This window comes from Variovorax sp. GW821-FHT10B04 (genome assembly GCF_059415645.1).
The window spans coordinates 1-19914 of record NZ_JBWKNQ010000001.1; the positions used below are offsets into that span (position 1 = coordinate 1).

The 19914-nt window shown below is 65.1% G+C and carries 17 protein-coding genes; 1 reads left to right on the top strand and 16 read right to left on the bottom strand.

The window, feature by feature from the left end; translation table 11 throughout:
- The 6 genes from AC07PZ_RS00005 to AC07PZ_RS00030 form a co-directional block, all read right to left on the bottom strand.
- Window positions 1-185: ATP-binding cassette domain-containing protein (locus AC07PZ_RS00005; RefSeq protein ID WP_495293925.1), on the bottom strand; the 185-nt coding region annotated here is incomplete at its 3' end.
- A gap of 22 nt (window positions 186-207) precedes the next feature.
- Window positions 208-1083: an ABC transporter permease gene (locus tag AC07PZ_RS00010; protein WP_495292946.1), complete on the bottom strand. Its 876-nt coding sequence runs from the start codon at window positions 1081-1083 to the stop codon at window positions 208-210.
- A 109-nt stretch (window positions 1084-1192) separates the two neighbouring features.
- Window positions 1193-2128, bottom strand: coding sequence for an ABC transporter permease (locus AC07PZ_RS00015; RefSeq protein ID WP_495292947.1), 936 nt, complete (start codon window positions 2126-2128; stop codon window positions 1193-1195).
- Window positions 2129-2146: 18 nt separating this feature from the next.
- Window positions 2147-3721 carry an ABC transporter substrate-binding protein gene (locus AC07PZ_RS00020; RefSeq protein ID WP_495292948.1) on the bottom strand — a complete coding sequence of 525 codons (1575 nt, stop codon included), beginning with the start codon at window positions 3719-3721 and terminating at the stop codon, window positions 2147-2149.
- Window positions 3722-3761: 40 nt separating this feature from the next.
- Window positions 3762-5216, bottom strand: coding sequence for a M81 family metallopeptidase (locus AC07PZ_RS00025; protein ID WP_495292949.1), 1455 nt, complete (start codon window positions 5214-5216; stop codon window positions 3762-3764).
- Between the two features lie 48 nt (window positions 5217-5264).
- Window positions 5265-6410: an NAD(P)/FAD-dependent oxidoreductase gene (locus AC07PZ_RS00030; protein ID WP_495293926.1), complete on the bottom strand. Its 1146-nt coding sequence runs from the start codon at window positions 6408-6410 to the stop codon at window positions 5265-5267.
- Window positions 6411-6832: 422 nt separating this feature from the next.
- Here AC07PZ_RS00030 and AC07PZ_RS00035 point away from each other — a divergent pair, with 422 nt between their 5' ends.
- Window positions 6833-7552 (top strand): helix-turn-helix domain-containing protein, encoded by a 720-nt coding sequence (locus tag AC07PZ_RS00035; RefSeq protein WP_495292950.1) that lies wholly within the window; start codon window positions 6833-6835, stop codon window positions 7550-7552.
- A gap of 163 nt (window positions 7553-7715) precedes the next feature.
- Here the strand turns inward: AC07PZ_RS00035 and AC07PZ_RS00040 are convergent, their stop codons facing one another.
- From AC07PZ_RS00040 to AC07PZ_RS00085, 10 genes are all read right to left on the bottom strand, one after another.
- A complete protein-coding gene (locus tag AC07PZ_RS00040) occupies window positions 7716-8294 on the bottom strand; it encodes a dihydrofolate reductase family protein (protein WP_495292951.1) in 579 nt (192 codons plus the stop codon).
- A gap of 3 nt (window positions 8295-8297) precedes the next feature.
- On the bottom strand, window positions 8298-9299 hold the full coding sequence (locus AC07PZ_RS00045; protein WP_495292952.1) for a LysR family transcriptional regulator: 1002 nt from the start codon (window positions 9297-9299) through the stop codon (window positions 8298-8300).
- Between the two features lie 85 nt (window positions 9300-9384).
- Window positions 9385-10401 carry a dipeptidase gene (locus AC07PZ_RS00050; protein ID WP_495292953.1) on the bottom strand — a complete coding sequence of 339 codons (1017 nt, stop codon included), beginning with the start codon at window positions 10399-10401 and terminating at the stop codon, window positions 9385-9387.
- Between the two features lie 10 nt (window positions 10402-10411).
- Window positions 10412-11491 carry an ABC transporter ATP-binding protein gene (locus AC07PZ_RS00055; protein WP_495292954.1) on the bottom strand — a complete coding sequence of 360 codons (1080 nt, stop codon included), beginning with the start codon at window positions 11489-11491 and terminating at the stop codon, window positions 10412-10414.
- The gene (locus tag AC07PZ_RS00060) at window positions 11488-12522 is read right to left on the bottom strand and encodes an ABC transporter ATP-binding protein (RefSeq protein ID WP_495292955.1); all 1035 of its coding nucleotides are present in this window, start codon (window positions 12520-12522) and stop codon (window positions 11488-11490) included. The genes AC07PZ_RS00055 and AC07PZ_RS00060 overlap by 4 nt, the downstream gene beginning before the upstream one ends.
- Entirely contained in the window at window positions 12519-13421 is a 903-nt protein-coding gene (locus tag AC07PZ_RS00065) for an ABC transporter permease (protein ID WP_495292956.1), read from the bottom strand. The genes AC07PZ_RS00060 and AC07PZ_RS00065 overlap by 4 nt, the downstream gene beginning before the upstream one ends.
- Window positions 13418-14338: an ABC transporter permease gene (locus AC07PZ_RS00070; RefSeq protein ID WP_495292957.1), complete on the bottom strand. Its 921-nt coding sequence runs from the start codon at window positions 14336-14338 to the stop codon at window positions 13418-13420. Before AC07PZ_RS00070 ends, AC07PZ_RS00065 begins: the two co-directional genes overlap by 4 nt.
- A 61-nt stretch (window positions 14339-14399) precedes the next feature.
- The gene (locus AC07PZ_RS00075) at window positions 14400-15968 is read right to left on the bottom strand and encodes an ABC transporter substrate-binding protein (RefSeq protein ID WP_495292958.1); all 1569 of its coding nucleotides are present in this window, start codon (window positions 15966-15968) and stop codon (window positions 14400-14402) included.
- A 33-nt stretch (window positions 15969-16001) separates the two neighbouring features.
- Window positions 16002-18149 (bottom strand): hydantoinase/oxoprolinase family protein, encoded by a 2148-nt coding sequence (locus tag AC07PZ_RS00080; RefSeq protein ID WP_495292959.1) that lies wholly within the window; start codon window positions 18147-18149, stop codon window positions 16002-16004.
- Entirely contained in the window at window positions 18146-19822 is a 1677-nt protein-coding gene (locus tag AC07PZ_RS00085; protein ID WP_495292960.1) for a hydantoinase B/oxoprolinase family protein, read from the bottom strand. Before AC07PZ_RS00085 ends, AC07PZ_RS00080 begins: the two co-directional genes overlap by 4 nt.
- Between the last annotated feature and the right edge of the window lie 92 nt (window positions 19823-19914).

A 19914-nucleotide genomic window follows, 5' to 3' on the forward strand; every position in this document is an offset into this window, starting at 1 on the left:
GCGGTGACGCTCTTGCCGCAGCCGGACTCGCCGACCACGCCCAGCGTCTGGCCGGCGCGCACGGTGTAGCTGACGCCGTCGACCGAACGCGCGGGGCCGGTCATGGTGTCGAAGTGGGTGCGCAGGTCGTCGACCTCGAGCAGCGGCTCGCCGGTCGGCAGGGCCGCGCGCGACATGGGGGACATCGGTTTCATCGTGGTGCCCGCATCAGAGTTGCCGAGCCAGACGCGGGTCCAGCGCATCGCGCAGCCCGTCGCCCAGCAGGTTGATCGCCAGCACCGTGGCCGCCAGCAGCAGGCCGGGGTACAGGATGATGTGGAAGGCCACGGCCACGAAGTTGCGGCCCTCGGCCATCATGTTGCCCCAGCTCGGCGTCTGTGCCGGCACGCCCACGCCCAGGAAGGACAGCGCCGCCTCGGTCAGCACCGCGGCGGCCGCGACGAAGGTGGCCTGCACGATCAGCGGCGCCACCATGTTGGGCAGCACGTGGCGCGCGAGGATCACCGGCAGCCGGGTGCCGACCGCGTGCGCCGCTTCGACATAGAGCTGCTCGCGCAGGGTCAGCGACAGCGAGCGCACCAGCCGCACCACGCGCGGTATCTCGGGGATGGTGATGGCGACGATCACGGTCGTCAGGCTGGCGCGGGTGACGGCCATCAATGCGATGGCCAGCAGGATGCCGGGGATCGCCATGAGGCCGTCCATGACGCGCATCACGAAGCCGTCGGCCCAGCGCACGAAGCCGGCGAACAGGCCCAGCAGCACACCGAGCACGGTGGCCAGGATGCCCACCGACAGGCCGACGACCATCGACACCTGGCCGCCCCAGACGGCGCGGCTGAACACGTCGCGCCCGAGCGCGTCGGTGCCGAACCAGTGCTCGGCCGATGGCGGCTGCATGCGGGCGAGCACGTCCATGTCCTGCGGGTCGTGCGTGGCGATCCACGGTGCACCGATGGACAGCGCGGCCACCGCGAGCAGCAGCAGTGCGCCGGCGATCAGCGTCGGGTGCTTGCGCAGGAAGCGCAAGCGCGGCGGGACGAAGGGAATGTCGTCGACCAAGGTTGGATTCAGAGTGGACATGGTTTCTTCATCGTGAACACCGCGGAACCGGCTTTGCCGGGCCGCTGGTGTTGCCCCCTGGAACGGGGTTGGCGAAGGCGACACGACGTGCGCGAAGCCTGAGGGTGAGTCATAGACTGACTCGAGGATCGAACAGGCGGTAGCTCAGGTCGATCAATAGATTGATCAGTACGTACACGCCAGCCGACAGAAGAAGGACGCTCTGGATCACGGGGTAGTCGTGGCGCTGCACCGAATCAATGACCAGGCGGCCAACGCCGGGAATGGCAAAGACGGTCTCCGTGACAACGACACCGCCGATCAGCAGCGCGATGCCGACACCGATCGTGGTTGCGATCGGGATGGCCGCGTTGCGCAGCGCATGGATGAGCACCGGCAACACGCCCAGGCCCTTGGCCCGCGCGGTGCGGATGTAGTCCTCCTGCAGCACTTCGAGCACGGTGGCGCGGGTCATTCGTGTCACCAGCGCGATGTAGACCAGTGCCAGGTTGACGCAAGGCAGCACCAGGCTGCGCAGCCACGCACCTGCGCCGTCACCAAGCCGTGCATAGCCCTGGACCGGAAACCATGAAAGCTCGATGGCAAATGCGTGGACGAGCAGATAGCCGATCATGAAGACCGGCACGGAGAACGCCAGCACGGAAAACAGCATCACGAGCCGATCGATCCAGCTGCCGGCCCGAAAGGCCGCCAATGTGCCGAGGGGCACCGCGGTCACCAGCGCGAGCAGCATCGTGACCAATGCGATGGAGGCCGTTGGTTCCAGGCGTTGGCTCAGCAGTTCGGTGACGGGGACCTGCGTGAAGATGGACGTCCCCAGGTCGCCTGCAGCCAGTCGCCCCAGCCAGATCAGAAACTGTTGCCACAGAGGCTGGTCCAGGCCGAGCGCAACGCGTAGCTTGTCGATGTCCTCGCCGGTGGCGAGATCACCTGCGATCAGTGCTGCAGGGTCGCCAGGCGACAGGTGGATCAGCAGGAAGACGACGACGGCCACTACCGCCATCACGGGAAGCGTCGCCAGGAGACGCCGAAGAATGTAGCCCACGGTTCGTTGCCTCTGCGTCTATCGGTCGAGCGCCCAGAGGATCGGAATGGCACCCCACATCTTGTCGAGGCCCTTGAGGTTCGCTCGTCCGGCATAGGCTCCGGAGAACTGGCCCGCGCTGATGTACGGGACAGTCTCAAAGGCACGCCGCTGGAAGGCGTCCAGCGCTTCCTTCCGCTTGGCAGGGGCGGTTTCCTTGAGCCATGCCGTGCGAAGCTCGTCGAGCGGCTTGTCGCACGCCCAGCCGGGCATGCTGCCTCCGCAAGCGGTGCCGAGCGCGCCCATCGGGGTATCGACGTCGAACTCGCCCGCCGTGGTCACGTACATGCTCCAGCCGCCGGCCTCGGGTGCATCCCGCTTGGCGCGCCGCGCCGAGACCGTGGCCCAGTCCATGTTCTGCATGTCCACGTTCAAGCCGATGTTGCGCATCGTCTGTGCAGCCATCAACGCCTCTGCGTTCATGTACGTGATGTCCGTTGGCACGAGGAGGACGACCTTCTCGCCCTTGTAGCCCGACTCCGCCAGCAGCGCCTTGGCTTTCGCCACATCGGTGGTGCGGAATGCCTCCGAGCCGGCCGTCGTTTCGCCAGCGCGGCCGCAGACGAAGAAGGATCCGCAATACGTCACCCGCATGTCGAGCGGATAGCCCATCGCCGCAGTGAACCGCTCCTGATTCACCGCATGCAGCACCGCCTGCCGGACCTTCGGGTTGTTGAAGGGTGGATAAAGGTGATTGAGGACGAGCAGGGCCTGGGCAGTACCGTTGCGGCCCACCTTCATCGTCTTGTCCATGCGCAGCGGAAGGATGTAGTCCGGCGGCAGTTCCTCGATCAGATCGACTTCTCCGGCCTTGAGAGCGGCGACGGCACTGTTGGCGTCCGGCAGATACAGCCACTCGACGCGGTCGAAGTTGCTCTTCTTGCTCCCCGCCAGGCCGCTGGGGGCTTCGGACCGAGACACGTAATAGGGGTTTCGAAGAAAGACGACCTTGTTTCCCGGGACCCATTCATCGCGCTTGAAGATGAAGGGACCCGAGCCGACAACCTCGCTCAGCGGCGACGTCGTCGGCGACTTGGCCAGTCGTTCAGGAAGAACGATCGCCGGAAAACTGGAGGGCTTGCTCAGCCCCTCGAGCACCATGCCGAACGGTTCGGAAAGCGTCAGCGTGAAGGTCTTTGCGTCGACGGTCTTCCACACCCCGCCCGAGGCCGTCATGGCGCGCCCCAGGGCATCGCGGGCGGCCCAGCGCTGCAGCGACGCCACGGCGTCCGCTGCAGTGACCGGTGTGCCGTCCGAGAACTTGAGGTTGGCTCGAAGGGTGAAGCTCCATTCCTTTCCGTCCTTGGACGTCACGTATTTGTCCACCATCTGGGGCTGGGGCTTGCCTTCGGCATCCTGGGCAAACAAGGTGTCGTACACCATGTAGCCGAAATTGCGCGTGATGTAGGCCGTGGTGAAGGTCGGGTCCAGGATCTTCAGATCGGCGCGCGCGACCATCTTGAGTGTCTTGACCTGCGCATTCGCCGTTGGAAGGGCGGCGACCGAGACAAGCGCAAGAAGCGCTGCCGCGATCGAGAGAAGGGGGCGTTTCATCGTTGGATCTCCTGGGAGTGGCGTCGACGTGGAAGAGAGGTCATGCGGATGTGCCGTCCAGTGGCCAGATCGGATGAGGCCGCTTCTGATACGGAAGGCTTGCAAAGTCGGTGGTCAAGGCGCCGGGAGCGCCCACGTAGATGATCTTCTTGGCGACCTTGGAAAACGATGCCTGGAAGTGCTGCGAGGACTTCACCACCACGATCTTCTTGTCGGCGACGGCGCAGCCCAACCGGGTGAAGAGATCGGTGTCGATGCCCTGGTTGCGGATGGTGACGAGCACGATGTCGATTCCGTTCGACTCGACCAAGGCGCAATCGCCCAAGGCGACCGGCGTGTTGCCCAGGCCCGTCATGATCATGGCCGGACGAAGTGCCTTGACGACGCAGGGCAGGTCGAGCGGGGCGCCGGAAAGGGTGCTGATCTTTCCGCCGATCCTCAGTGGCAATCGTGCACCTTCGCCCGCTTCGAACGCGATGCGGACTGCAACGGGATCCCACAGCGGGCCGACCGCTGCGTTCGTGATTCCGCGCTCGACCATGCGACCCAGAATGAAGGTCGAGTCGCTCGCCGCACCGCCGCCTGCGTTGTCTGCGCCGTCCGCCAGGACGACTGGCGAGCCGGTGAACCCCAGGGCCTCGTCCAGCGACGCATCGATGCCGGGATGGTGAATGGTGAGCTGGTCACGCAGGCCGATCAATTCATCCGCCAACTGGCGCGCCAATGCCCTGGCTTGCACCGGATCGCGATCGGTATAGACGAGCATCCGGGTGCCCATGTCGGGCACGTCGCCCCAGGGGAATCCGTGTGTGATCGAGATCGACAGCACGCCGTCCTTGCCTTCGAGCGACTGAAGGCGCTTGATGAACGTGGCCGCGGGGTCGCGCGAAGAGTGGACGGCCACGATCATGTGGCAATCGACCACGGCGGCAACCGGCTTTATCTTCTTCTCGACCATTGCCGCGCAGAGATCGACGAGTTCCAGTCCTCTTTCGAGAACATCGGTATGGGGATACATCTTGAAGGCAACCAGAAGGTCCGCGTTCTCGGTCATTGTTTCCGTCAGATGGTTGTGCGGATCCAATTCGGCGCCGACCACCACGTCGGGCCCCACCATCGCACGCACCCTTTGGAGCAAGTCGCCTTCGCAGTCGTCGTAGCCGTCCGCCACCATCGCACCGTGCAGCCCGAGGAGCACCATGTCGACGGGGAGGGCGCGTTGCAGGTCGGCAAGCAATTCATCACGCAGCGTCTCGTAGGCGTGGCGTGTCGTCGTTCCACTGGGCTGTGCCGCAGCGGCCATGCCTTCCACCAGATCCCAGCCGAGTGGCTGCCCACGTTGTCGAGCGGCCCACAGCGGCCCGGAGAACTGCGTCAGGTGGTCAGGGTGCTGGCCGGCCGGGTAGTAGCCGCGCTCCTTGAATGACGCGAGGCCTGTGGGCATCGGGCCGAAGGTATTCGTTTCCGTGAAAAGGGATCCGCTGAAGACTCGCATTGGATTGCACCTGGTTAGATCTGTTGGTGAGACTGTGTGAGGCCTGACTCAGGCGCTGGCGGCTGTCGATGACAACCGCGCCGGACTGAGCATTGCCGCGTCCAGCCCGAACTCCTGAAAGCGTTCCGGCAATGGCAGGCCGCGGGCCAGTGCCGCGCATGCTTCGCCCATGGCACTGCAGGTCTGTATGCCGTAGCCGCCTTGCGCCGCAAGCCAGAAGAATCCGGGAGCCTCGACATCGAAGCCCCCGACCAGGTCGCCGTCCGCAACGAATGAGCGAAGTCCAGCCCAGGTTCTCGTCGGGCGTCGAACGTTCATCGTGGTCATCTCTTCGATGCGGTGGATTCCCATCGCGACGTCGAACTCCTCGGGCTGGACGTCCTGCGGTTCCACTGGATCCTCGTTGGCGGGGGAGCCCAGGAGCATTCCCGCATCCGGCTTGAAATACCAGTCATGGGACAGTCCGCTGACCATGGGCCAATGGGTGGTGTCGAGTTCGGCCGGCGGCGAAAAGATGAATGCGGATCGCCTGCGTGGCTCGAGGCCGATGGGCATGACACCGGCCAGGCGCGCGACCACGTCGGCCCAGGCGCCGGCTGCATTGATGACCACAGGCGCCTGGTATGTGCCGGTGGCTGTGACGGCAGTCCAGAGACCGTGCGCATGGCGAAGGGACAACACCTCCGCATCACAGTAGATCCGGCTTCCGGCGCGTCGCATTCCTCGAAGGAAGCCTTGATGTATGGCATGGACATCCATGTCTGCGGCAGTGGAATCGAAGAAGCCGCCCGCTGTGAGCTCCGGGCGCAGCACCGGGACCATGGCCAGGATCTCGGACTTGTCGAGCAGCCGCAAACCAGGCGTCGTTGCCCGCAATGATTGATAGATCGACGACAGCATCGCCTCCTGGCCAGGCGACGCCACTCCCAGCGCACCACGCGTTGAAAGCAAAGGATAGTCCGAGAAGCCTGCCGGAGGTGCTTCCAGGAAGGCGCGGCTGGCCCTGGTGAGCGCGCGCACCTGTGGCGTTCCATAGCCTTCCATGAACAAGGCCGCAGATCGCCCGGTCGAGTGATAGCCGGGCTGTTCCTCGCGCTCGAGAATCGCGACCTTCGCATGGGGCGCAAGAAAGTAGCCGATCGATGCGGCGGCGATGCCACCGCCGACGATCACATAGTCAAAGATTTCTGCCATCTTGGTGCATGGGTTGAACTGAATTGGGGTGCTCTCTGCGGAAAGATGCAATGTGGCGTTCATTGCGTTTACGCAACGTCATATCCGAAGTCTACTCAGGTTATTCATCGATGTGTTGATTTTGTTGCGCATCCGCAATTTCGTATACGCAACGAACATGCCAGAAGATTCCTCAGGATGCACTCTCCAATCGATGGTGCACTGAGAGGAACAATGAGGGTGCGAGCAAGCTACAGGTCTCGTAGCGGATTCGTGATGAGTCTGAGCCACCAGACGCCAGGAGAACCCACGAAGTTCATCGTTCACGCTCGATAAAAGATGGCGCATACGCAACGTGCTACGGGCGATTCGAAGGCTCCAAATCCCATGTCCGCCTGCATGACTGGCAGAATGGCGGTCCTGAATGTGAAGAGACGAAAAGAGTGAAGGCTCCACAAGCGAAGAACGATTCGGACGAGGCCGTGGCGCGCGATCGGCTGGCACTGGGCAAGCGCTTGCTGAACGCGAGGAAGCAGTTCGGCTGGTCGCTGGCGGAGCTCGCGCAGTTGTCCGGCATTTCCACCACCACGATTTCTCGGGCGGAACGTGGACAGTTGGTACTCAGCTACGAGAAGTTCACGACACTCGGACGCGTTCTGCAGCTCGATCTGGGATCGATGTTTGGGGACGGCTCACCGAAGACCGCGTCGCTGATTCATCCGGTCGTCACGCGTGCGGGTGAAGGCGCCAACTACAAGGGCCTCGCAACGACGTACAAGTTTCTGGGCACACAGGCCGTGGGCAAGCAGATGATCCCGATGCTGGGAACCGTCCACGCGCGGAAGATCAACGGCCCCGAAGACTACGAGCGCCATGAAGGCGAGGAGTTCGTCTATCAATTGAGTGGCATCGGCGAAGTCCACTTCGAGACCGGAGAGGTCATTCGCCTTGCGCCCGGTGATTGCGCGTATTTCGACAGCCGGATTGGCCATGCCTATATTTCGGTGAGCAAGCAACTGGCCCGTGGAATTGCTGTATGCACCACGGAGAGCCAACACATGCTCTCGGCGCGTGCGGGGGAGGCGGCAAAGGTCAAGTCGGTCGATCAGAAGAGCAAGCAGCCGCCAAGGACACGGAAGAAGGCGGCGGTCGACGCTTCGTGATCAACCGGTCGCGTCGGGCGCATTCCCAACGAATGCTGGGGGCCAATGTGATGCGTTGCCGGTGGGCCCGAGGTACTGAATGATCCTTGCGGTTTGACGAGCGCTGTGTCACGCGGCATTGACCAGGCTTGCGGCCTGCAACGTCGATGCGCGCGAAGTCCGATCAACCGGACTTCAAAGGCCCGGCGACGCTGTATGCATTCAGGGTGATGCCGGACGCCATCGCCTTCGTGGTGATGAGTTCCAAAGCGCGCGGCGGGGCGCCATCGGCGAAGAAGCGCTTTCCGGCGCCAAGCAGGACCGGATAGACCACCAGCACGACTTCATCCGCAAGCCCGTGCGCGAAGAGGATCGAGGTCAGCGTGGAGCTGCCCCAGAGAATCAGGTTCGGGCCAGCCTGCAATTTGAGGCGGCGGATGTCTTCGACGAAGTCTGGTCCCAGGCGTTCGAACGGGCCCCATCCAAGGCCGTCCGGACGATGCGTCACGACATACTTGGTCGCCGTATTCAGGCAGTCCGCCATCGGACTGCTTGGCGCGTCGGGCCAGAAGCCCGACCACATGTCGTAGGTGCGACGTCCGAGCAGCAGGTCGAAGCGTCCGCCCTGTGCGGCGAGCAACTCATCCCGGCCGGCGGGCGTTCGGTAGGGCGCGGTCCAGTCCGCGTAAGGAAAACCATCCTCGCCGGAAGTCTGGATGACGCCGTCCAGCGAGATGTGCGCCATGATCTTGAGTGTTCTCATGCATCACCTTTCAGCGATGCGCATCGTATCTCGACGATCGGGAAGCGAATCGGACTTCAGGTGCAGCCTCGGTTCCCGATGCGGAAGCGGCGCACTGAACGGTCCAAGGCCGGCCTGGAAGAGGCGGACCTTGTCGTTCTGCAGGCGCACTATCTCGTCCGACAGCATCTGCTCGAACGCGATGGCTGCTTCCGAGAGTGGACGATCCGGATGCAGAAAGATGACGCTGAAATGCGGTCCGTCCGGCAATGGCATGGACGCCAGCTTTTCGCAGTCGTGATCCACCGCAACCACGAACGCAGGCAGGATCGCCACCCAGTCGGAGGTGCTGATGAGCTGGATCATCGAAGGCGTCGAAGACAGGTCCATGCTGCGGGCAACCCGCATGTTTTGGCGCGTGAGGTAGTCGTCGATGCAAGCGCGCCATCGGGTCTCGCGTCCCGGCAGAACCAGCTTCAACGGACCCTGGAGGTTCTCGAAGCGATTGCCACGGCGGGAAGACCAGGCCAGTACGGTGGGCGTGTCGACGACAGGGCGAACTGCGGGGCCTTCGTCATCGCCAAGCACCAGCCCCAGCGTGAACTCGCCGCGCCGAACGCCATTGCGCACACCCGGACTGTTGGTCTCGACGACCCGCACGGCCACGTCGGTATGGAGTTCCATGAACGACAGCAATGCCGGCGTCAGGACGTTCTTTGCCATCCACGGCGTGACGCCCAGCGTGATCTCGTCCTGGCCCAGGCCCCGAAAGCGTTGCATGTTGCGGCTGGCGCTCTCGTGGATCCGCAGCAGTTCGAGGCAGTGCAGGTAATAGGCTTCCCCGGCCTGTGTGGCGACAATCGCCTTCGCGGTCCTGTGGAACAGCTTGACCTTGAGCAGGCCTTCGAGCTTCTGTATGTGCTGCGACACGCCTGGCTGCGTTGCGTTCTCGCGGCGCGCTGCACCCGAGAACGATCCTTCTTCGTATGCTGCGACAAAAAGGCGGAATTCCTTGAGTTGGCACATCGGCGGACTTTCCTCGCGTTGCGAATCATGCGGATCGAGAAAGCACGCAAAAGTCGAGCCAGCGCGCGAGCAGCCCGTGCCGTTGTCAGTCCTTCCAGACGTCCTTCAGTACGCGCATCCAGTTGCCTGACATCAGCTTGTCCAGGTCGTTCTCGCCGAGTCCGCGCGCCTTGAGCTTGTCCCAGACCTGCGACGTCTTGGACATGCTTTCCATGCCCAGCATCATGTGATCCCCGTGGCGATACCACTCACCCATCACGCTCGTCACCTTGGGGTACTTGCCGGTGCGGCCCCACAGAGCTTCCCATTCGGCGGCATCGTCTTCGCGGCCTTCGGGCAGGTCGCTGGCAAAGCCGACGTGGTCGATGCCGCCGATGTTCACCAGGTGCAGGATGTGGTTCGCAAAGTCGTCGAGCGTCGGGCGCGCATCGAAGCGTACGACGGGGGACCAGGTCAGTGCGCCGATGAGGCCGCCGTTCGCCGCGATCGCGCGGATCAAGGCATCGGGCTTGTTGCGCGGACTGGGGCACAGCGCATAGGCATTCGCATGGCTGAAGACCAGGGGTTTGCGTGCTGCGGCGATGTAGTCGGCGCTGGTCCTGTGGCCGCAATGGGACAGGTCGACCAGCAGGCCGAGTTCTTCCATGGCGCAGAGCCACTCGCGGCCTCGCTCCGTCATGCCCCGGTCTTCGTCCCCTGTGAAGGGCGCGCCGTAGCCGAATGCGTTCTGTTCGTTGTAGGTGGGCTGCAGGATGCGCAGGCCGAGCGCGCGGAAGGTCTCCAGCAGACGAACGTCCGTTTCGACCATCACGGAATTCTGCGCGCCGAGGATGATGCCGAACCTGCCGTCCGCATGCGCCTGCTCGATCTCGGCAACGGTGGTCACCACGGTCGCGATGTCCGACATCGCGGCGATGGTGCGTTGTGCGGCGGCGATCTGCAGGAGCGCGGCCTCCAGGCCCGCCGGTGGGCGAAGCACGGTGTAGTTCATCGCCGAGACACCGCCGGCGAGCGTGCGAAGTATCTGGGCGCGGGTGAGTTCTGCGCAGTTCAGGCCGTCGATGACGAGCGGGCCGGTGGTGGGAGATGCGGACAGGGTCATGGTTGGTTTCTCAGGGGGTGGGAGAGTGCGATGCGGCGTCGCGGCGCGATGCATACAGGGCGAGGCGGCGCTGCGCCGCCGGGGACATGCGGTTGGGGGCCTGCGCAGCCGGTACTTGCGCGTCCAGTTCGTCGGCGCGGTGGCAGGCGACGAACCAGTCGGGCGCCGCACGCAGCAGTGCAGGTTCTTCGTTCCGGCAGCGCTCGAGCGCGAAAGCGCAGCGCGTGTGGAACCGGCAGCCGGTCGGCACATTCATGGCGCTGGGTATTTCACCGGCGACAGCTTGCGGCTCGCGTCGCTGGCCGGGATCGGGCCTCGGAATGGCGCCGAGCAGGACCTTGGAATAGGGGTGCCGGGGCCCAGAGAAGAACTGCGGCTTCGGCCCGATCTCGACGATCTTCCCGAGGTACATGACGGCCACCCGTGTGGCGATGTGCTTGACCACAGCAAGGTCGTGCGAGATGAACAGGTAGGACAGCGCCAGATCCCTCTGGAGATCCTGCAACAGATTGATGACTTGCGCCTGGATGGAGACATCCAGCGCGGAAACCGGTTCATCGCAGACGATCAATGAAGGCGACAGCATCAACGCCCTGGCAATGCCGACGCGCTGGCGCTGGCCGCCCGAGAACTCGTGCGGATATCGGCCGGCGTGATAGCCCGAGAGACCGACCTGCAGCAGCACCTTGTTCACGCGGGACTGGCGCTCGGGCGCGGAGCGCATGCCGTGCACGATCAAGGGCTCTTCGAGCGTCTGGCCGATGGTCATGCGCGGGTTGAGCGATGCGAACGGGTCCTGAAAGATGATCTGCATGCGCCGCCGCAACTGGCGCATGGCCTTGGCTGACAAGGTGCCGATATCGACGCCTTCGAATGCCACGTTGCCGCTGGTGGCTTCCAGCAGGCGCATGGCCAGTCGGGCGGTGGTCGACTTGCCGCAGCCGCTCTCTCCGACCAGTGCAAGCGTCTCGCCGCGTTCGACCGAGAACGACACGCCATCGACCGCGCGAAGGACCTTGTTCCGGCCCGCCGTTGCGCGCGACATCACGTAATGCTTGGACAGGTCGTTGACCTGCAGGACCGGTGTCACGGCTGAATCTCCTCGAGCGGGGCAAGTCGGCAGGCGACGTGATGGTGGAAGGCAATCTCCCGCAACGCGGGCCGCTGCTGCGTGCAGCCGGCTTCGGCGAATACGCAGCGCGGATGAAAGCGGCATCCCGCGGGCATCTCGAATGGAAGCGGCACCGAACCTTCGATGGCCAGCAGCCGTGTGGCGTCGCTCTCCAGGCGCGGAATGCTTCCCAGCAGCCCCAGGGTGTACGGGTGCTGGGGGTCATCGAAGAGCGATCGGCATGAGGCCTTCTCGACGATCCGGCCCGCATACATCACGGCGACGTCGTCGGCCATCTCCGCGACGACGCCGAGGTCGTGGGTGATCAGGACGATGGACATGCCCGTCTGGCGCTGGAGATCGCGCATCAGTTCCATGATCTCGGCCTGCACGGTGACGTCCAGCGCGGTCGTGGGTTCGTCGGCGATGAGCACGTCGGGACTGCAGGCCAGCGCCATCGCGATCATCGCGCGCTGTCGCATGCCGCCGGACAGCTGGTGCGGGTACTCGCCGAAGCGCTGTGCGGCGGCGGGCATGCGCACCTGCTCGAGTACCGCCACTGCGCGCTCCTGCAGGTCGGCAGCCGACAGACCGGCGTGATGCGCGCGCAAGGCCTCGACGATCTGGAAGCCGATCGTCAGCACTGGATTCAGGCTGGTCATCGGCTCCTGAAAGATCATCGCGATCCGGCGGCCCCGGATGCGGCGCATCGCAGGCGAGGGCATGCCGACCAGTTCGGTGCCGTCGAACAGGATGGAGCCCTCGGCCCTGCCCGACGGCGGCAGCAAGCCCATGATGGACAGCGACAGCATCGACTTGCCACAGCCGCTTTCGCCCACCACGCAAAGTGTCTTGCCGCGGCGCAACGCGAGGTCGACGCCGTCGACCACGACGGTCCTGGTGCCGCCAGCCTGGAAGGATGTGCGCAGGCCTCGGAGTTCCAGAATGATCTCGCCCGGATCGGCATGGATCGGGTGTCCAGCCTCCACGTCGACAGGCCGGTATTTCATCGCGACGACCCTCCGGCGAGCTGCGGATCGAGCGCATCGCGCAGGACGTCGCCGAGCGTGTTGATCGCCAGGATGGCGGCGGCGATCGCCAGGCCTGGGAAGACCGATGCGGCCCAGGATTGGTTGATGTACTTCTGGCCCTCGCTGATCATGCCGCCCCAGGTCGGTGTCGGCGGCTGGACGCCCAGGCCGAGGAAGCTCAGCGTGGCCTCGATGAGGATCATGCGGGAGAACTCGAAGGTAGCGAAGACGATGGTGGCCGACAGCACGTTGGGTCCGATGTGGCGAAGCACGATGCGCAGTGGCGACGCACCGATGGCACGCGCGGCCTCGACGTATTCCAGGTCGCGCACCGACACCACGGCGGAGCGCACGATGCGAGCGAACTGCGGCCAGCCCGACAGCCCCATCACCAGGATGAGCGACGTGATGGACGAGCCGACGACCGACACGACGGCGATCACCAGCAGGACCACCGGGAACGCCAGCTGCATGTCGATCAGTCGCAGCACGAGGGCGTCGATCCATCTGCCGTTGTAGCCAGCCACCATGCCGACCGCCGTGCCGATCACGCCGGCGAGCAGCACGGCGAGGCCGCTGACGATCACGGTCACGCGCGTGCCGTGGATCATCCGCGACAGGATGTCGCGCCCGAGCTGGTCGGTGCCGAGAAGGTAGCCCTGCGATTCGCGCAACCAAGCCGGTGCCCAAAGCCTGCGGCCGAGCGCCTGCTGAAAAGGATCGTGCGGCGACAACAGGCCAGGTGCGATGGCACACAGCAAGATCAGCAGCACGACGAACAGGCTCAGGATGGCCGCGGGGCCGCGCAGCGAGGCCAGGACTCGGGAGCGGTTCTTCCGCGGTGGCGACGCGGGCCGGACGGTTGGCACGGCGCTCATGAAGCGTGGCTCACGCGCGGGTCGAGTGCCGCCTGCAGCAGGTCGGCCAGCAGGTTCACAAGCACGAACACCACCGCGAAGAAGAAGACCACGGCCTGTACGACGGGGTAGTCGCGGGCATAGATCGCCTGGATGGCGAGACGCCCCACGCCCGGCCAGGAGAAGATGGTCTCGGTGACGATGACGCCGCCCATGAGTACGCCGAACTGGAGCGCGATCACGGTGACGACCGGGATCAACGCATTGCGCACGATGTGGCGCATCACCACCGGGAACTCGGCGAGACCCTTGGCGCGGGCCGTGCGCACGTAGTCCTTGCGGACCACGTCCAGCATCGACGACCGCATGACGCGGGCGATCAGCGCGATGAGCGTGGATGCCAGCGTGGTCGCGGGCAGGATCAGGTTGAGCAGGCCGCCACTGCCGCCGGTGGGAAGCCAGCGCAGCCAGACCGCGAAGATGAGGATGGACAGCACGCCCCAATAGAACGTCGGCACCGCTTGCCCCAATGCGGCGAACAGGCGAACCACCGCATCGACAGGGCTGTTGCGGTAATACGCCGCCGCGATGCCGGCCGGAATCCCGATGAGGACCGATATCGCCAGTGTGGCCAGCGCGAGCTCGATCGTGGCGCCGAGGCGTTCCACCAACAGGCTGACCGCAGGTTCGCTGAAGCGCAGGGACTTGCCGAAGTCACCCTGCACCGCCTTCTCGGCGAAAGCGAGGAACTGCGCCGGCAGCGGACGATCGAGGCCGTTGGCCTGCCGGAAGCTCTGCCGCGCTTCGGCCGATGCATCGATGGGCAGGAAGAGTTCGGTCGGGTCTCCGCTCAAGCGGGTCAGGAAGAAGCAGGCCACCAGAACGCCGGCCAGCGAGGGGATGGTGTACAGAAGCCGCCGCAGGAAATATCGGGTCATCGTGTGTCAGTCGCAGTCGCAGTCGGGACGGGCTGGCGCCTTGCATGGCGCCAGTCGTCCTTCAGTCCTTCGAAACCCCTTGCAGAACCCAGCGCTGGTCGCCGCGGGGCACGAAGCCCTTGACGCGCTTGTTGACGCCATACAGGTCGACCGCCTGGAACAGGAAGATCACCGACGCTTCGTCGTTCATCAGGCGGCCGGCCTGCTGGTAGATCTGCGCGCGCTTGGCCGGATCCATCTCGCGGGCGCCCGCATCGATGAGGCCGTCCAGGGTCTTGTTGGATACATACGAGTAACGCCAGTTGGAGCGGTACTGGGCCATCTGCGGGTCCGGGTCGTCCGCTGGCGCCAGGCCGACATAACCCATGGGCTGCAGCTCGCGTGCGCTCAGCTGGCGCAGGAATTCGCCGGCCTCCAGCGACACCATCTTGGCCCGCACGCCCACATCGGCGAGCATCCCCGCGATCGCTTCTGCGACCTCCTTGTCCTGCGCATAGCGGCCCACCGGAAACTTGAAGGCGATGTCCAGGCCATTCGGAAAGCCCGCCTCGGCAAGCAGCGCACGTGCCTTCTTGGGGTCATAGGGATAGTCCTTCACGGCCGGATCGAAACCCGGCTGTTCCTTGCGCAGCACCTGGCCACTGAGAAGCCGGCCTTGCCCCTCGAAGAGTCCGTCGATCAGGCCCTGCTTGTCGATCGCATAGTTCATGGCCTGGCGCACACGCTTGTCCTGCAACGGACCCGGATGCTCGGGCAGGTTCGACAGATCGACCGTGAAGATGCGGAAGCTCGGGGTGCTGACGAGGGCGACGTCCTTGCCCGATTTGATCGGCCCGGACGCGGAGATCGGGATGTTCACTGCGATGTCGAATTCGCCGGCCAGCAGCCCTGACGCGCGTGCCGTGTCGTCCGGGATCGGGCGCCAGACCAGGCGCTTGATCCCCTTCGGCGCTGCGCCCCAGTACTTCGGATTGGCGTCCATCACGATGCGGCTGTCGCGCACCCATTCCGTCAGCATGAAGGGACCGGTGCCGATGGGCTTGCGGCCGAATCCTTCGGCGCCACCGACGGATTGCCAATAGGCCGGTGGAACCATGTAGATCTGCCCGAGCAGCATCTCCATCGCCGGATAGGGGTGCTTGAGGTGCATGACGATGGTGTAGTCGTCCTCCTTCGTCACGCTCTCGATCGGCTCGGCATAGCGGCCATAGGCCGGCGTGATCTTCACGTCCGTGAATATCTTGAAGGTGAAGAGCGCTGCATCGGCGTTGAAGGGCTCGCCATTGGAGAAGCTCACACCCTTGCGCAGGTGGATCCGTATGGTCTTCGGGTCGACGATCTGGTAGCCCGTCGCGAGCACCGGCTCGCCCTTGCCAGTCCGGGGACTGCTCCAGTACAGGGACTCGACGATCGCATTGCCGACGTTGATCTGCTCCTGCGAGGTCGAGACGTTGGGCCAGAGCGACACGGGGTCGTAGCCCTGTGCGACCGTCAGCGTGCCCGCCTGTTGCGCCGCTGCATTGGCCGGCAGCAGCGCGCCGCTACCGGCGAGCACGAGCATGCAGGCGGCAGCCAGGGACTTGAACAGGCGCCCGGGCCAGGGGATGGGTTGAGAACGACGGAAGCTCATGGGGTCGGATTTCGGAGGTTGGTTGGAATGGGCTCACCCGCGTTGCGCCGGTGGGCATGGAAACTGACGAAGCTCGAGGTAGATCGCACCCAGTTCGTCGATGCGTACCCGGGCGCTGGGGCCGGCCACGGTGGTGCATTCGCGTTCCTCGATCACGGCGGGACCTGCAAAGGACGTGCCTGCCGCCAGCCGGGCGCGTTCGTAGACCGGCGTCTGCACATACGCCTTCAGCTCGGGGAAGTACACGGGCCGCGTGCCCTTGAGGGCGGACGCATCGCTCGCTGCGGTCTGCCGTGGCTGCAGCAGGGGCATGTCGATGTCGGGCCCGGTCACTGTCGTGCGGCAGGTGACCAGCTCCACCGGAAGGTTCCGGTGTGCATGGCCGTAGCGCTCGAAATGGGCTTCATAGAACAGTGCCGCAATGACCGACGGATCGGCTTGCGCGAATCGTTCCGGATCGACTTCCACCGTGACTTCGCGGCCTTGTCCGTAGTGGCGCAGGTCCATGAAGCGGCGCACGCCGGCCGCCTCGGCACCGGCGTCCTGCAGGATGCGGCGGCCTTCCCGTTCCATGTCATCGAACACCTCGCGGATGCGGCTCCAGTCGGCTTGCGCCAGGCGCGTCGACACGCTCTGCGCGAGGTCGAACGAGACAGGGCTTGCCACCAGCCCGGTGGCCGACGCCGCGCCTGCGCCGGGAGGAACGACGACCCCTTTCATGTGCAAGGCGCGCGCGAGTTCATAGGCGTGGGAGGGGCCCGCGCCGCCGAACGAGAAGAGGTAGAAGCTGCGCGGGTCTTCGCCTCGCTCGGCGATATGGACCTTGCTGGCCGCGATCATGTTCTGGTTGACGACTTCGTAGACACCGGCCGCACAGGCTTGTGCATCCAGGCCGAGCCGCCCACCGATCGATCGCTCGAGTGCCGTCTGCGCCGCGGCGGCATCCAGCGGCATTGCGCCGCCGAGAAAGTAGCCTGGGTTGAGATAACCGAGCACCACGTTGGCGTCGGTCACCGTCGGCAACGTCCCGCCCAGTCCGTAGCACGCCGGCCCGGGCGCGCTGCCGACGCTCTGCGGGCCGACGGCCAGCAGACCGAGCCGGTCGACGTGGGCGATGCTTCCGCCGCCCGCGCCGATCTCGATCAGCTCGATGTGCGGAATGCGGATCGGCAGGCCGCTGCCCTTCATGAAGCGCGCCACGCGCCCGACCTCGAACAGGTTCGACTTGCGGGCCTCGTGCTTGCGTACCACGCCGATCTTGGCGGTCGTACCGCCCATGTCGAAGGTGATCAGGTCCGGCAGGCCCATCAGGCGGCCGAAGTGGATCGCCGACAGCACGCCGGCGCTGGGGCCGGACTCGAGCATGCGCAGCGGCAGCTTCTTGACGGTTTCGCTGTCCGACACGCCGCCCGATGAAATCATCATGTGCAGCGGCCGGCGGTATCCCTGGCGAGCGAGCGTCTGGATCGCCTTGTCCAGATAGTCGCGCACGATCGGCTGCACATAAGCGTTCGCCACCGTGGTGCTGGTGCGCTCGTATTCGCGGATCTCGGGGGAGACGACGCTCGAGAGACTCACGGCCGCCTCGGGAAGCTCCTCGGCCAGGATCGCTGCCGTACGGCGCTCATGCTCCGGGTTGCGATAGGCATGCAGGAACGCCACCGCGACGGCCTTCACGCCCGCCTGGCGCAGCGCCCCTGCCACGGCGCGTACCTGGTCTTCATCCAGTGCCCGAACCACCGCGCCGGACGAGTCCATGCGCTCCGTGATGTCGAAGCGCATGTTCCGCTCGACCAGCGGGCGCGGCATCTGCATCGACAGGTCGTAGTTGTCGTACCGCAGCTCGGTGCCCATCTCGAGCGTGTCGCGAAAGCCCGCGGTCGTCAGCAATGCGGTGCGGTAGCCCTTTCGCTCGATCAGCGAGTTGGTGATGAGCGTGGTCGCATGCACGGCGATCTCGAGATCCGCACCGGTGATGCCGGTGCCGTGCAGCAGTTCCTGCAGGCCCTGGGCCACGCCCTCGGAGGGATCGTGCGGCGTCGTGAGGCACTTGGCGAGCTTGAGTGCGCCGGTCGAACGGTCGATCAGCACGAAGTCGGTGAAGGTACCGCCGATGTCGAAGCCGAGCCGGTATCGGCGGGGAGGGCGCAAGGACTGCACCGCATTGGCGTGGCCGCTCATGGCTGCAGGCCCTCGGCCACGTCCTCGCGCATGCCGTAGTCTTCGCGTGCCGCGCGTCTGCTCACCAGGCCATGGCGCACATCGCGTTCGAGCAGTTGCCTGTCTCGCCGCGAAGGGTCGCCGAAGCCGCCGCCGCCTGGCAGCTTGAGGGTCAGCGTCTGGCCGGGATGGAGGAAGAACGGCTCGATGGGGATGTCCTTGCCGTCGACCTGGAACTGCCCGCGCGCGCCGGGCTTGCCGCCGCACAGCCCGGGCGGTGGCACCCGCACCTTGTCGGGCCGCAGCGTCATGCGCACGCCCGCGGCATGTGCGCGGAAGCGCAGTACCTGGCCCAGGCCGCCGCGCGATTCGCCTGCGCCGGCCGAGTCTTCCCAGAAGGACCGTTCTTCGACGAGAACACCGGCCTTGGTCTCGATGATCTCGATCGGCGTGATGGTGCCGTTGCCCGGGAAGGACATCGTCGAATGGCCGTCGTGCCCCAGCACGGCCCCGGTGCCGCCGTTGGGCAGGACGTGCAACGCGAAGGGTTCGCCGCTCTCGTCGCGTCCCGAGCAGGACACCCACCAGAACGAACCGCTTCCGGCACGCACGCGGTTCGGAATCACGGAACTCAGCGCGCCGAAGATCGCCTGGTGCAGGTGGTAGCTGGTCATCGAGCGCCCTCGCACCGGAGCCGGGAACCGCGCGTTGAGGATGGAGCCTTCCGGCGCATGTGTGCTGATCGGCCTGAACAGCCCCTCGTTGTTCGGCAGGTCCGGCACGAGACTGCATTTGGCGGCGAAGATCGAATGTGCATGCGTGACGTTGAGCACGCAGTTCACCGAGGCGTCCGCGCGCTGCGGACTGGAGCCGGTGTAGTCGAGCGACATGGTGTCGCCCCGGACTGTCAGCTTGAGTGCAATGTGCGTCGGCTGGAGGTAGCCGTCGCATTCGAGGTCGAAGGCGTATTCGCCGTCGGGCAGCGCGGAGATCGCTTCGCGCATGCCGGCTTCCGAGCGGCGCAGGATCTCTTCGGCGGTCTCGTCGATGGCATCCGCGCCGTAGTCCGTGAGGAACTCGGCGCATCGCTCTTCCACGACGGCGGATGCGCCGATCATGGCGCCAAGGTCGCCGAGGACCAGCCGCGGATAGCGCGTATTCGCCTCCAGGATGGCCATCACGTCCGCGTTGGCCTGGCCCGCCTTGTAGATCTTGCAAGGTGGCAGGCGCAGGCCTTCTTCATAGACGTCGCGTGCCACGAGTTCGTCGAGCCTGCCGCCGATGTCCGAGATGTGCGCTGCCGCGGCGTAGTACGCCACGATGCGGCCGTCGTGGAAGATCGGCTTCACCACGTGGAAGTCGGGCAGGTGCCCATGGCAGAGCCATGGGTCATTGGTGAACAGCACGTCGCCAGGCTGCAGCGTTTCCGGTGGAAACTGCTTGAGCATCGTGCGGGCCGCACCGGGTAGCGAGCAGGTGAATGCGGGCACGCATATCTGGGCCTGTGCGATCGAACGCGCGTGCCTGTCCAGCAGGATGACGGCGTAGTCGCGCGAGTCGCTCACGATGGTGGAGAACGCGGAGTGCAGCAGGGAGATGTCCGCTTCATCCATCATCGAAACCAGTCGGTTCCAGCGGATCTGCATGGCCACCGGGTCCTGCCCGGACGAGTGCATCGGAGGCGCTTCAAGCATGGTGTCTACCGGTTTCTTCACGAGAGCTGAACATGAGGCTCATCGTAGAAACGAGGGTGGATGGCGTCCAATAATTAGTTCTGACCCTCGCC

Excerpts from the sequence above, each read along its gene's own strand:
- AC07PZ_RS00085 (WP_495292960.1), bottom strand. The coding sequence starts at position 19,822 with ATGCTTGAAGCGCCTCCGATGCACTCGTCCGGGCAGGACCCGGTGGCC.
- AC07PZ_RS00010 (WP_495292946.1), bottom strand. The coding sequence starts at position 1,083 with ATGTCCACTCTGAATCCAACCTTGGTCGACGACATTCCCTTCGTCCCG.
- AC07PZ_RS00025 (WP_495292949.1), bottom strand. The coding sequence starts at position 5,216 with ATGCGAGTCTTCAGCGGATCCCTTTTCACGGAAACGAATACCTTCGGC.
- AC07PZ_RS00040 (WP_495292951.1), bottom strand. The coding sequence starts at position 8,294 with ATGAGAACACTCAAGATCATGGCGCACATCTCGCTGGACGGCGTCATC.
- AC07PZ_RS00075 (WP_495292958.1), bottom strand. The coding sequence starts at position 15,968 with ATGAGCTTCCGTCGTTCTCAACCCATCCCCTGGCCCGGGCGCCTGTTC.
- AC07PZ_RS00045 (WP_495292952.1), bottom strand. The coding sequence starts at position 9,299 with ATGTGCCAACTCAAGGAATTCCGCCTTTTTGTCGCAGCATACGAAGAA.
- AC07PZ_RS00080 (WP_495292959.1), bottom strand. The coding sequence starts at position 18,149 with ATGAGCGGCCACGCCAATGCGGTGCAGTCCTTGCGCCCTCCCCGCCGA.
- AC07PZ_RS00020 (WP_495292948.1), bottom strand. The coding sequence starts at position 3,721 with ATGAAACGCCCCCTTCTCTCGATCGCGGCAGCGCTTCTTGCGCTTGTC.
- AC07PZ_RS00050 (WP_495292953.1), bottom strand. The coding sequence starts at position 10,401 with ATGACCCTGTCCGCATCTCCCACCACCGGCCCGCTCGTCATCGACGGC.
- AC07PZ_RS00060 (WP_495292955.1), bottom strand. The coding sequence starts at position 12,522 with ATGAAATACCGGCCTGTCGACGTGGAGGCTGGACACCCGATCCATGCC.
- AC07PZ_RS00070 (WP_495292957.1), bottom strand. The coding sequence starts at position 14,338 with ATGACCCGATATTTCCTGCGGCGGCTTCTGTACACCATCCCCTCGCTG.
- AC07PZ_RS00065 (WP_495292956.1), bottom strand. The coding sequence starts at position 13,421 with ATGAGCGCCGTGCCAACCGTCCGGCCCGCGTCGCCACCGCGGAAGAAC.
- AC07PZ_RS00030 (WP_495293926.1), bottom strand. The coding sequence starts at position 6,410 with ATGGCAGAAATCTTTGACTATGTGATCGTCGGCGGTGGCATCGCCGCC.